Here is a 12,171-nt window from a genome sequence, read left to right as displayed (position 1 = left end):
TGCAAGCCTCACAGGACTTGATTAAAGGGGATATTTATTTTTCATAAATTCGAACGATGTCTTCATTATCAACTTCACTTAATTTTACAACGATGACTTCCGAATTCGATGTCGGTACATTTTTCCCAATAAAGTCTGGGCGTATCGGTAATTCACGGTGACCACGATCCACTAGAACGGCTAATTGAATTTGAGCAGGACGACCAATATCCATTATTGCATCTAAAGCTGCTCGTACAGTTCGACCAGTAAAAAGCACATCATCGACTAGAATTACGGTCTTCTCAGAAATATTAACTGAAATATCAGTTCCATTTAATAAAGGATCTTCGTTAACTGTTTTCTTAGACAAATCATCACGGTATAACGTAATATCGACTTCACCAACAGCAATTGCTTCACCTTCAATTTGTTCAATTCGCTCTGCTAGACGATTTGCAAGGTATATCCCTCTTGTCTTAATACCGACTAAGATACAATTTTCGATCCCTTTGTTTCGCTCGATTATCTCATGTGCAATTCGAGTCAACGCACGTTGAATCGCTTTTTCATCTAAGACAATAGCTTTTTCATTCATCCTTTTCACCCCTCACTGCTCATATTCTTATTAACTATGTGTCGTTGTACACCCAATAAAAAACCTCTCGCATCCGCGAGAGGTGTTAGATTCAAACATATAGGCAGACTAATCCAATCTGCTAGTAGTTTGCTTCATTCCTTCTCAGCCTCACGGGACTGTAATTAAAGGGCAGTGATTTAGTTGTTGAAGTCATTATGTCATTCCTATAACTTTCTGTCAACTATTTTTGCGAAAATTATCGAGAATCTGCGCAAATCGCTCTGGTAAGGGTGCTTGAAATGAAACGAACTCTTTCGTTTGTGGATGTTCAAAGCCCAATGTCTCTGCATGTAACGCTTGTCCATCTACATCGATCGTTTTACGTGGACCATATTTCGGATCTCCTACTAATGGAAAACCTATATAACGCATGTGCACACGTATTTGATGAGTTCGTCCTGTCTCAAGCTGACATTCAACATATGTATGATTTTTAAAACGTTCTAACACTTGGAAATGTGTTACTGCTTCTTTTCCTTGGTCAACGACTGCCATCTTCTGACGATCTTTCGGATCACGACCAAGAGGGGCTTCTATAGTACCTTTTTCATGCGGAATCACACCATGTACTAATGCACGATACTTACGTAAAACAGTTTTATCTACTAACTGTTGTACAAGTGATTCATGTGCAACGTCATTCTTCGCCACCATCAGTAAGCCTGAAGTATCTTTATCGATACGATGTACAATACCCGGTCTCATGACTCCGTTAATGCCTGACAAATCGTTACAATGTGCCATAAGCCCATTTACTAGTGTGCCTGACAAGTGACCAGGTGCTGGATGTACAACCATCCCGCTCGGTTTATTAACGACAAGGACATCCTCATCTTCAAAATATATTTCCAATTCCATCTTCTCAGGTTCTACATCAAGAGGTTCAGGCTCTGGTATAGTTAATGTGATTTCATCACCTTGTTTTACTTTTTGATTGACTTTCACAGCAGAACCATTGACAAGTAGATGTGATTCCTTTATCCATTGCTGCACTTGTGAACGAGACCATTCCTGATTTTGGTCTGCAACCCATTTATCAATTCGGGTTCCTTGATGTTCAAGTTCTACTGACCATTGCATTTTTTCCATTAAGCGTTCCTCTTCTCTTTTTTACTCTCTAATAATGAATAGATAAAAATGATGATGACACCGACAACGAGCGCCGAGTCAGCAACATTAAAGATTGGATAATTGTATATAGGCAATTTTTCTTTATGAAAGAAATAAATATCAATAAAATCAACTACTTCTTTTCGAAATAAGCGATCAATAAAGTTTCCTATCGCTCCTCCTAAAATTAATGCCAATGCCCAACTCAGTAAACGTTCTGTCTTTTTAACCTTTTCTATATATACAACAACACCAATAATGACAGCGATCGTAACGATATAGAAGAACCACATTTGCCCCTCTAGTATTCCCCATGCAGCCCCTCGATTACGATGTGACGTAAGAAAGAAAAAGCCATCAATAACTGGAATACTTTGTCCTAAGCTCATTTTTGTTAGAACAAGCCATTTCGTAATTTGATCGATTAAAATAACAAGTAATGCGGCAACATAATAGCGCACCTTCTACTTCCTCCATTCCCAATAATTAAAAGAATTAATCTCTCTTATATCACACAATTAACTGACAATTTCAAGGTGAATAACGTTCATATAACGTACAAACCTCAATTGTTTACAAAGTCTGATACTGTTGCATTTTAGCATAAGCATGCTGATGAGACAATCTTTTCATCCATTGGGAAGGAATTATAAGAGTTTTACGTACAAAAATATTGAACCCATTTTGCTTCATTTATCGTCCGAGCTGTCGGAAGGACAGACAGCATTGAAAGAGGTATATGTTTGCCGCTTTGTTCACACGTACCATACATCCCTAAATCCATTTTAATTAGAGCACGGTTAACATCTTCTAATTCTTGTTTAACGTAACTGAGGGTTTCAGCATTCATTGGTGGTGAATGTGATAAATACGTTGATAATTCATTTTGTGTTTGCCTAAGCTCTCGTTCAATCTGTAGGAATTTATCATCCATCATATTCCCCCTCATTTAATTGTTCTATCAGTAGTGTTTGCTCGATTTTCAAAAAATAAAATGGGGAACTTTTGTTAATGAAGATGTTGAATTCAAGAATTGAGTATATCAGATAATATTTCATATTTTTTTGATAATTTTAGAACAGCAATGTCATTAAAATAAGAAAAACACGTCTGCTGTCTAAGCAAACGTGTTTTTCATTACATAATTAATAATTTTCCTTAACAATCTTAGCGCAGCTTTCACAAACCGTTGGATGCTCTGCATCATCACCTACTGTTGTTGATACAACCCAACAACGGTCACATGTTTCACCATCTGCAGGTAACACTTCTACAGCAAGCGTCTCTAGTTGCTGAGCACTTTCAGGTGCTTCTTCTTTCGCACCAACAACTTCACAGCTAGATACAATAAATAACTTATGAAGATCTAAAATACTTGAAAGAATATCCGTTGTTTCAGCATTTGGATATAGCTTAATGCTAGCTGTTAACGATTTTCCAATAACCTTTTCATTTCGTGCATGTTCGAGTGCCTTTAAGACATCATCACGAACAGTCATGAAATGATCCCATTTTGCTTCAAGTTGTTCTGATACTTGTAACTCTACTTTTTCTGGCATATCCACTAGCTGTACGCTCTTTTCTGTCACACCTGGGATATAACTCCAAACTTCATCTGCTGTATGAGTTAAAATTGGCGCTACAAGCTTTACGAGTGCTTGTAATGTCTCATATAAAACAGTTTGAATACCACGACGACCTTTATCATCTGCAGCTTGAATATACAAAACATCCTTGGCAATATCTAAATAGAATGAACTTAAATCAATCGTACAGAAATTATGAACATCATGATAAATGGAAGCAAATTCATACTCATCATATGAACGCTTAACACGATCAATTAACTTATTCAACTTCACAAGCATATATTGGTCGACTTCCCCTAGTTCATCAAATGCAAGAGCATTTGTGTTCGGATCAAAGTCATCTAAGTTTCCGAGCAAGAAACGGAACGTATTACGGATTTTTCGATAACTTTCTGCAACTTGCTTTAAGATTTTATCAGAAATACGTACGTCAGCTTGATAGTCAACAGATGCTACCCATAGACGAAGAATATCTGCACCAAGCTGCTTCATTACTTTATTTGGAATTACAGTATTACCAAGTGATTTACTCATCTTACGCCCTTCACCATCTAGTGCAAAACCGTGTGAAAGAATGCCTTTATATGGAGCCTTACCAGTAATTGCAACACTTGTAGATAATGATGAATTAAACCAACCTCGATACTGGTCAGAACCTTCTAGATATAAGTCAGCTGGACGCTGCAATTCATCACGCTCAACTAATACTGCTTGGTGTGAAGAACCTGAGTCAAACCATACATCCATAATATCTGTCTCTTTCGTAAACTGACCGTTTGGACTATGCTCAGACGTAAATCCTTCAGGGAGTAAATCTTTAGCATCCCACTCAAACCAAACGTTAGATCCGTGCTCACGGAATAAATTTGAAACATGCTCAATTGTTTCACTCGTAATAATCGGTTCATTATTCTCACCATAGAAGACAGGGATCGGAACACCCCATGCACGTTGACGAGAAATACACCAATCTTCACGGTCTTTAATCATATTATAAAGGCGTGTTTCTCCCCATTTAGGAATCCAATTCACATCACGTACAGCTTGAATTAAGTCTTCACGAATATCTTTAATTGAAGCAAACCACTGTGCTGTTGCACGGAAAATTGTTGGTTTCTTCGTACGCCAATCATGTGGGTATGAATGTGTAATGAAGTTTAATTTCAATAATGCGCCAACTTCTTCAAGCTTTTCTGTAATTGGCTTATTTGCTTCATCGTAGAACAACCCTTCAAAACCAGGTGCTTCATTCGTCATATATCCTTTTTCATCAACAGGACAAAGGACATCTAAACCATTTTGTTTACCAACGAAGAAGTCATCTTCACCATGACCTGGTGCTGTGTGAACACATCCTGTACCAGCATCCGTTGTAACATGATCACCTAAAATAACGAGAGAATCACGGTCATAAATTGGATGTGTCGCAACGATATGTTTTAATTCAGCACCTTTAAGTGTATTGACAACCTTTGGCTCATTCCACTCTAACGTCTCTGTTAAGTTCTCTACAAGCTCAGATGCGACAACATATTTTACACCATTTGTTTCTACAACACTGTATTCGATCTCTGCATGTACTGCAATTCCAAGGTTTGCTGGAATCGTCCACGGAGTTGTCGTCCAAATGATAAACTTCTCATCACCGTCAAGTACACCTTTTCCATCTTTCACATTAAATGCTACATAAATAGACGGTGAACGCTTATCTTGGTATTCAATCTCTGCTTCAGCTAATGCTGACTCTGATGATGGAGACCAATATACAGGTTTCTTACCTTTATAGATAAAACCTTTTTCAGCCATTGCACCAAATACTTTTATTTGTTGTGCTTCATAATCTTTCGTTAATGTAATGTATGGATTATCCCAGTCTGCACGAACACCTAAACGTTTGAATTGCTCACGTTGACGGTCAACTTGCTCATACGCATATTCTGCGCATTTTTCACGGAATTCAGCTACGCTCATTTTTTTACGATTCACTTTTTTATTTTTCGTTAATGCAGTTTCAATTGGCAAACCGTGTGTATCCCAGCCAGGTACATATGGTGCATGGAAACCTGCCATAGATTTATAACGAACAATCATATCTTTTAAGATTTTGTTCATTGCGTGCCCCATGTGAATGTCACCATTCGCATATGGAGGACCGTCATGAAGAATAAATAAAGGACGACCTTCTGTACGTTTTTGTACAAGTTCGTAAATATTCATATCTTCCCATTTTTTTTGCATTTCTGGCTCACGGTTTGGAAGATTCCCTCTCATTGGAAACTCAGTTTTCGGCATAAGTAGTGTGTTTTTATATTCCACTTTTCTTCCTCCTTTAACTTTCATAGTTGTAGAAACTTCGCGTTAATAACCACCATTATTTTACAAGCATTGCAAATAAAAAAACCTTCTCATCCCAAAAAGGGACGAGAAGGTTCCCGCGGTACCACCCTTGCTTGACAAATTAAATACATTTGTCCTGCTCATACATTCGTAACGTGAATGATCCCGCTGCGTCCTACTCGTATGAATTATGACAACCTTATGGTCAGTTGTTCTAATTCATTATATAATGCCAGTTCGGCTTAATGATGTTCAGCGCAGAACTCAAGGGTGATTTTCCTTCTATTCACTTACATCAGGCTCCCACCGTCCCTGACTCGCTTAGTAAGCATTAATAGACATACTGCCCCTCTCAATGTTTCTATCGATTATCATCCATATATTTATTGATAAATACATGAAATTTTTAAATAGTATCTTAAAGATTATATGTAATTCATGTCAAAGAGTCAAGTTTTCAACGATTTTCTTGTTTACTTTCTTCCTCTTCGTATTGCATAAGTTGGTCCCAGTCATCATTTTCAAGCATCTCTAACTGTGCTTGAATCAACATGCGGAAACGATTCCGAAAGACCTTTGATTGTGTCTTTAACTCTTCAATTTCTAAAGATATCTTACGTGACTTAGATAATGATTCATTTATAATTCGGTCTGCATTTTTTTCGGCTTCTTTTATAATAAGCTTTGATTCCTTATTTGCATTACGCTTTACATCTTCAGCCGTTTCTTGTGCAACTAGTATTGAATTATTCAATGTTTCTTGAATCGTAGAAAAATGACTTAGTTTTTCTTCCATCTCTGAAACCTGTTCTTCTAATGCTTTCTTCTCTCGAATAATAAGTTCGTAATCTTTAATCACTTGGTCAAGAAATTCATTAACCTCATCTTCGTCATATCCTCGAAAACCTCTATTAAACTCTTTGTTGTGGATATCTAACGGTGTTAACGGCACCCTTCACACCTCCGCTCAAAGTACATTGTAAACTTTTACTATTATAGTATTGTAACATGTTTTTTCGACAAACACTTCTAGTTTTCCTGCAAGATTTGATTATTTTTTCTTTCCATACGTAATTCGATATTTATCTTTTTTCGTTTTACCTTGTATTTCGAGTAATTTACTACGACCAAACCCTCGTACTGAGAAAGCATCATTTTGTTCACACGGATAATCAGTACGTTCCACAACTTTAAAATTCACTTTAACAACACCACTATTAATGAAAGAGGCAACCTTTTGACGAGAAAGGTTATAGATCTCAGCTAAAATAACATCTAACCGCAATGATGATACTGTACCAACATGATGTTCCCATTCTTCCTCGAAAATAATTAGCTCAGAAGTTGGTTTTTCAATAAGTTCAATTGATGCTTTTCCAACAGAATCAAGGTTAAAACGAACATAATCTGCGATATCTTTTGAAACGAGAAATTGATAATGTTCACCATCTGTCAAAATGTCTCCAAACTTACCTCTTTTTAATCCTAAAGACATTTGTGCGCCTAATATTTGGCGATGTGAAATCGTAACAAATTTCGCTGGATACTTTATCTCAAACATATGAACCTCAAAATCATCGTCTGAAGGTTCAAAATATGGAGGGTACAATATTGCTCGCTTACGCTCAACCGATTCTGCTCCACCAAACAATGAGAATAGTACCTCTTCATCTTTACCTATAACTGTTGATAAAATATGCTGCTCTCTCGGATCAAGGAAATCGGTCAATTTTACTGAGTATTGACCGATAACTTGATCACGCCACTCCAACACTTGGTCTATAAATGAATACTCTTCCTGTCGAAAATGCTGATAGATCGACATACACACCTTCACTCCGAAAAATATATTTTTATTTCATCAGTATAATTAAAAATACGTATAACACTTAGTAATTATTAAATTTACACTCAGAACCAATATAAAAAGGAGACCCCTTCAGGTACTCCTTCACTACATTACATAAACATGAGATATAATTGAACCGCACCACTTTTTGCAAGACTAAGTACAAAAATGGCTACGATTGGCGATATATCAATCATGCCAAGCGGCGGAATTATCCGACGAAATGGCTCCAAATAAGGCTCTACTATCCGTCCTATAAATTGACCAAGTCCAGACTCTCGCGCATTCGGAAACCATGACATGAGAATATAACCAATAATTACATAAGAATAGATTTCGATTGCTGTCACAATTAACTGCACAATCGGACCTAAGAAACCCATTCAAACTTCACCACCTATCATTATCAAACTCTTGTTCGGACATCATCTCTGAAATTGTTCCAGAGATATCAATGTTATCAGGTGTACACAAGAACGTATGTGCACCTAATTTTTTTATGTCGCCACCTATAGCATAAACGGTTCCGCTCAAAAAGTCGACTATACGTACTCGTTGTTGTTGATTTACACGTTGTAAATTAATAACTACAGCTCTTCTACTATTGAGTTGATCGGCAATTTCCTGTACTTCATCATAATTTCTTGGTTCTACTAATACAACTTTTGATGCTTGTTGAACACTTTGTAAACTAACCACATTTTGTTGATTATGCTCTTTTAAATTTTGTTTTGTATTTGTTTGCCTTTTCTGTTCATGTTCTAAACTATCTTCTTCTACATATTCATACTCATATTCATCTTCTAATGCAAAGAAATTCTTAATTTTCCCCATAAAACTCATTTCATACACCTCCCTAGTTTAATATTCTTTTCCAACTAGTGCTGTACCGATTCTAATATACGTAGCTCCCTCTTCAACTGCAATTTCAAAGTCATTACTCATTCCCATTGATAACTCAGTACATGGAGCAAAGGGTAACCTTTTATGTATAATGATATTTTGTAGTTCTTTCAAGTGCTTGAATGTGTCTCGGAGCACATTCTCATCTTCTACAAAAGGAGCCATCGTCATTAAACCGATCACTTCTATGTTAGGAAGCTCTGCTAGTGATTCAATAAATGAAATTGTGTCATCTGGTTGAAGACCGTGCTTGGACTGCTCTCCAGAAGTATTCACTTGTACAAAACACTTTACTTTTTGTGTAGCTCGTTTATTTATTTCTTTCGCTAGTGATTTCCTATCGAGAGAATGAATGTATGCAACCTTGTCAATAATATCTTTCACTTTACGTGATTGAAGTGAACCAATAAAATGCCATGTTGCCTCGTTGCCAATCACCTCATATTTATCTATGAGTCCTTGGTCACGATTTTCCCCTAAATCTTTTATCCCTGCCTCAAGCGCTAGTTGAGCTGTTTCTACACTCACATATTTTGTTACGGCAATAATTTTTACATCTTTTGGATTTCGATTGACTCTCTCACAAGCCTTCTCAATCCGTTCTTTAATCTGTATGACATTTTCTTGTACGTTCAAGTGCCATTCAACCTCCTACAACGCTTCTTATGTCATTGCAATTACACCAAACATTCTTCCAGTATTGCCTTCATCTCGTCGATGCGAGAAAAACAATGCTTTTTGACAACTTGTACAATGTGTACTTACTTCAAGGTTTTCTTCACGTATTCCTGCATGTAATAACAACTGAGCGTTTAGTTGTTTTAAGTCTAATTGTGATTTACCATTCATTTTCTCAGAGAAAGGCTTATTATTACTTTCGTATGGTAAGTTCCTTACATGATCCATTACACGGTCATCTACCTCATAACAACACTGTCCAATTGCTGGCCCTACAGCAACACGTATTTCACGAAGTGGAACACCATGCTGTTCATGCCAAATTCGAATCATTTTAGGACCAACTTGGGCAACCGTTCCCTTCCAACCAGCATGAGTAATCCCTACTAAATTATATTTAGGTGAGAAGAAAAATAGCGGTGTACAGTCTGCAAAACTTGCAGCGAGATAGATTCCACCTTCTGTTGTGTACATTCCATCTGCTTCTCCTAATACATTACTAGTAGAGACAAATGCATCCTTTCGTTTATCTTCTTTCTTCACTTCTATTATGTGATGACCGTGAATTTGATCAACAGTTATCCAATCATCAATGTTACTATTCAATGATTGAGCTAAGATTTGCCGATTCAAAACTATATCTTCTAAAGTATCCTTAACTTGAAAACCAACATTTAAACTGTCGAACGGCGGTTTACTTACACCGCCGTTTCGCGTACTTATCCCAGCAACAATATTGTCATATTGGTGAGACCATGGAGCGATCTCTAAAAATGATGATGAAGATAATCGAAAAGGTTCATTTCGTTTCATTGTCCCTCACCCTTTATATGTCCCATTTAATTACTAAGTGAATTCCTTACGTAGAAATCATTACTATTTTAGCATAAACTACATACTGATAGCGATATGAACGAAGTCACATTCTTGTTCCTATTCTATAATATTAACGTCGTTCACGCGCACTAATATTACGTCTTGTCCAATTTTAACAATGTTTTCCCACGAAATGGTCATCGCATCATCACGACCTAAAAAACGCATACTCTTTCCCTTAAGCGGAACAGAAACGGTATTTATTTTTCCAGAATCCAAGTCGATATCAAAATCAATGATATGACCAAGCCTCTTCCCATTTGATACGTTTACAACATCTTTTGATTGAAACTCAGAAATTCTAATCATTACACTCTCTCCCTTCCCCGTCTACAACCATTCTATGCATATTAAAGCTTGGACAATAACGAAAAGTAAACAAACTTCTTAATTAGCTTTTTCACTAGTACGCTTAATTTTTAATCTAAACGTTAAAAACCTGTTCGCAATGTCGCAAACAGGTTCACAATCAATTTCAGCTAATGCTGAATATTTTTATTCATTTGTTTAATTGCTGCTTTTTCCAGGCGAGAAACTTGTGCTTGTGATATTCCGATCTCTTCGGCAACTTCCATCTGAGTCTTCCCTTGAAAAAATCGTTTCGTTAAGATCATTTTTTCTCTGTCATTTAAACGACGCATTCCTTCTTTAAGGGCAAGCTCTTCGATCCATTGAATATCTTTGTTTTTCTCATCACTTAACTGATCCATGACGAATATTGGATCGCCTCCATCGTTATAAATTGGTTCAAATAACGAAACAGGATCTTGGATAGCGTCTAATGCAAAAACAACTTCTTCATGAGGTACATCTAATTCCTTGGCTATTTCTACTGCTGTCGGTTCACGTGACGTTTTCGCAATAAGCTTTTCACGTGCCTGAAGGGCTTTGTAAGCGATGTCTCTTAAAGAACGTGAAACACGAATTGGATTATTATCCCGCAGATATCTGCGAATCTCACCGATAATCATTGGCACTGCATATGTAGAAAATCGAACATTTTGGCCAAGATCAAAATTGTCAATCGATTTCATCAGTCCGATACAGCCAACTTGAAAGAGGTCATCCACGTATTCACCTCGATTATTGAAGCGTTGAATGACGCTCAAAACGAGCCGCAAATTGCCGTTTACTAGCTTTTCTCTAGCTGTATCATCTCCACTTTGCATTTCTCTAAACAGCTTGCGCATTTCTTCATTCTTCAAAACAGGTAACTTAGATGTATCAACACCACAAATTTCTACTTTGTTACGCGTCAATTCTTTCCCTCCTTATCGGAGCTTAACAAGGACTTGAAAGCTTGAAGTTTCTCCATAGCTTCACGTTACCTTCGCTTCCACTATCTTTAATGACTTGCCTGACAAAAGTTTCGACAAGTGAAATGAAATAGTACAAGTTAAGTATCTCCTCGTGAGGGAAAAATATGCACACACATTAATCGTTCGAAATACACAAAAATTCTAACTATTTACTTCAATACGTTTTTCTTCAGATCATTTTGTTAAATTCTTTTCGTAATCTCCCAATAATGCGCTTCTCAAGCCTTGATATATATGATTGTGAAATCCCTAACATATCAGCAACATCTTTTTGTGTTTTTTCTTCTCCGCCTGATAAACCGAATCGAAGTTCCATAATTTGTTTTTCACGTTCATTTAAAAACTCTAATGACTTACGCAACAAATTACGATCGACTCGATCATCTAAATCCTTTGTAATAATGTCTTCATCTGTTCCAAGCACATCTGATAATAATAATTCATTCCCATCCCAATCAACATTGAGTGGTTCATCAAACGATACTTCTGAACGTATTTTATTATTGCGACGCAAATACATTAAAATTTCATTTTCAATACAACGAGATGCATATGTAGCAAGCTTAATTTTTTTCTCAGGATTGAAAGTATTAACTGCTTTTATTAACCCAATAGTCCCTATACTTATTAAATCTTCAATGTTTATGCCTGTATTCTCAAATTTGCGAGCAATGTAAACGACAAGACGCAAATTTCGTTCAATAAGGAGTGAACGTGCACTTTGGTCTCCTTTCGTTAACTTTTGGAGGAGGTGGAGTTCTTCATCTTTCGTTAAAGGAGGTGGTAATGCTTCTTTCCCACCAATATAATATACTTCATCTGTTTTGATTCCGAGTCTCATTAGTAATTTGTACCAAAGTAATGTGATTCGCAATTTTAAATTGTTCATCG

The 12,171-nt window shown here is 36.7% G+C and carries 14 protein-coding genes and 1 other annotated feature; all 14 genes read right to left on the bottom strand.

Annotated features, from left to right (window positions below; genetic code table 11):
- Positions 1 to 34: 34 nt before the first annotated feature.
- Positions 35 to 577: a bifunctional pyr operon transcriptional regulator/uracil phosphoribosyltransferase PyrR gene (gene pyrR / locus BFG57_RS17055; protein ID WP_069718706.1), complete on the bottom strand. Its 543-nt coding sequence runs from the start codon at positions 575 to 577 to the stop codon at positions 35 to 37.
- A 219-nt stretch (positions 578 to 796) separates the two neighbouring features.
- Positions 797 to 1,708 (bottom strand): RluA family pseudouridine synthase, encoded by a 912-nt coding sequence (locus tag BFG57_RS17050; RefSeq protein WP_069718705.1) that lies wholly within the window; start codon positions 1,706 to 1,708, stop codon positions 797 to 799.
- Positions 1,708 to 2,190, bottom strand: coding sequence for a signal peptidase II (gene lspA, locus BFG57_RS17045; RefSeq protein WP_069718704.1), 483 nt, complete (start codon positions 2,188 to 2,190; stop codon positions 1,708 to 1,710). Before lspA ends, BFG57_RS17050 begins: the two co-directional genes overlap by 1 nt.
- A 197-nt stretch (positions 2,191 to 2,387) precedes the next feature.
- Positions 2,388 to 2,663 carry a TraR/DksA C4-type zinc finger protein gene (locus BFG57_RS17040; RefSeq protein ID WP_069718703.1) on the bottom strand — a complete coding sequence of 92 codons (276 nt, stop codon included), beginning with the start codon at positions 2,661 to 2,663 and terminating at the stop codon, positions 2,388 to 2,390.
- Between the two features lie 211 nt (positions 2,664 to 2,874).
- Positions 2,875 to 5,634 (bottom strand): isoleucine--tRNA ligase, encoded by a 2,760-nt coding sequence (gene ileS / locus BFG57_RS17035; protein ID WP_069718702.1) that lies wholly within the window; start codon positions 5,632 to 5,634, stop codon positions 2,875 to 2,877.
- A gap of 97 nt (positions 5,635 to 5,731) precedes the next feature.
- Positions 5,732 to 6,020, bottom strand: a binding site (T-box leader).
- Between the two features lie 92 nt (positions 6,021 to 6,112).
- Positions 6,113 to 6,607, bottom strand: a complete 495-nt coding sequence (locus BFG57_RS17030; protein WP_069718701.1) for a DivIVA domain-containing protein — start codon at positions 6,605 to 6,607, stop codon at positions 6,113 to 6,115.
- A gap of 99 nt (positions 6,608 to 6,706) precedes the next feature.
- On the bottom strand, positions 6,707 to 7,480 hold the full coding sequence (locus BFG57_RS17025; protein ID WP_069718700.1) for a YlmH family RNA-binding protein: 774 nt from the start codon (positions 7,478 to 7,480) through the stop codon (positions 6,707 to 6,709).
- A gap of 134 nt (positions 7,481 to 7,614) precedes the next feature.
- Positions 7,615 to 7,887, bottom strand: a complete 273-nt coding sequence (locus BFG57_RS17020) for a YggT family protein (protein ID WP_069718699.1) — start codon at positions 7,885 to 7,887, stop codon at positions 7,615 to 7,617.
- Positions 7,888 to 7,894: 7 nt separating this feature from the next.
- The gene (locus BFG57_RS17015) at positions 7,895 to 8,347 is read right to left on the bottom strand and encodes a cell division protein SepF (RefSeq protein WP_069718698.1); all 453 of its coding nucleotides are present in this window, start codon (positions 8,345 to 8,347) and stop codon (positions 7,895 to 7,897) included.
- A gap of 18 nt (positions 8,348 to 8,365) precedes the next feature.
- Complete coding sequence (locus BFG57_RS17010; protein WP_069718697.1) at positions 8,366 to 9,043, bottom strand: YggS family pyridoxal phosphate-dependent enzyme; 678 nt, start codon at positions 9,041 to 9,043, stop codon at positions 8,366 to 8,368.
- Between the two features lie 27 nt (positions 9,044 to 9,070).
- Complete coding sequence (pgeF, locus tag BFG57_RS17005) at positions 9,071 to 9,898, bottom strand: peptidoglycan editing factor PgeF (RefSeq protein ID WP_069718696.1); 828 nt, start codon at positions 9,896 to 9,898, stop codon at positions 9,071 to 9,073.
- Between the two features lie 120 nt (positions 9,899 to 10,018).
- The gene (locus tag BFG57_RS17000) at positions 10,019 to 10,270 is read right to left on the bottom strand and encodes a YlmC/YmxH family sporulation protein (protein ID WP_069718695.1); all 252 of its coding nucleotides are present in this window, start codon (positions 10,268 to 10,270) and stop codon (positions 10,019 to 10,021) included.
- 170 nt (positions 10,271 to 10,440) lie between these two features.
- On the bottom strand, positions 10,441 to 11,220 hold the full coding sequence (gene sigG / locus BFG57_RS16995) for an RNA polymerase sporulation sigma factor SigG (RefSeq protein ID WP_069718694.1): 780 nt from the start codon (positions 11,218 to 11,220) through the stop codon (positions 10,441 to 10,443).
- Between the two features lie 229 nt (positions 11,221 to 11,449).
- Positions 11,450 to 12,169, bottom strand: a complete 720-nt coding sequence (gene sigE / locus BFG57_RS16990; RefSeq protein ID WP_069718693.1) for an RNA polymerase sporulation sigma factor SigE — start codon at positions 12,167 to 12,169, stop codon at positions 11,450 to 11,452.
- Between the last annotated feature and the right edge of the window lie 2 nt (positions 12,170 to 12,171).

Origin of the sequence: Bacillus solimangrovi (assembly GCF_001742425.1) — a bacterium.
GTDB lineage: Bacteria > Bacillota > Bacilli > Bacillales > Bacillaceae_N > Bacillus_AV > Bacillus_AV solimangrovi.
The sequence above is the reverse complement of the archived record's forward strand: the minus strand, read 5'-3'. Positions and strand labels throughout refer to the sequence as shown.

Coding starts and splice junctions, on each gene's coding strand:
- BFG57_RS17025 (WP_069718700.1), bottom strand. CDS start 7,480: ATGTCGATCTATCAGCATTTTCGACAGGAAGAGTATTCATTTATAGAC.
- BFG57_RS17050 (WP_069718705.1), bottom strand. CDS start 1,708: ATGGAAAAAATGCAATGGTCAGTAGAACTTGAACATCAAGGAACCCGA.
- BFG57_RS17000 (WP_069718695.1), bottom strand. CDS start 10,270: ATGATTAGAATTTCTGAGTTTCAATCAAAAGATGTTGTAAACGTATCA.
- pyrR (WP_069718706.1), bottom strand. CDS start 577: ATGAATGAAAAAGCTATTGTCTTAGATGAAAAAGCGATTCAACGTGCG.
- BFG57_RS17020 (WP_069718699.1), bottom strand. CDS start 7,887: ATGGGTTTCTTAGGTCCGATTGTGCAGTTAATTGTGACAGCAATCGAA.
- sigE (WP_069718693.1), bottom strand. CDS start 12,169: ATGAACAATTTAAAATTGCGAATCACATTACTTTGGTACAAATTACTA.
- BFG57_RS17015 (WP_069718698.1), bottom strand. CDS start 8,347: ATGAGTTTTATGGGGAAAATTAAGAATTTCTTTGCATTAGAAGATGAA.
- pgeF (WP_069718696.1), bottom strand. CDS start 9,898: ATGAAACGAAATGAACCTTTTCGATTATCTTCATCATCATTTTTAGAG.
- BFG57_RS17040 (WP_069718703.1), bottom strand. CDS start 2,663: ATGGATGATAAATTCCTACAGATTGAACGAGAGCTTAGGCAAACACAA.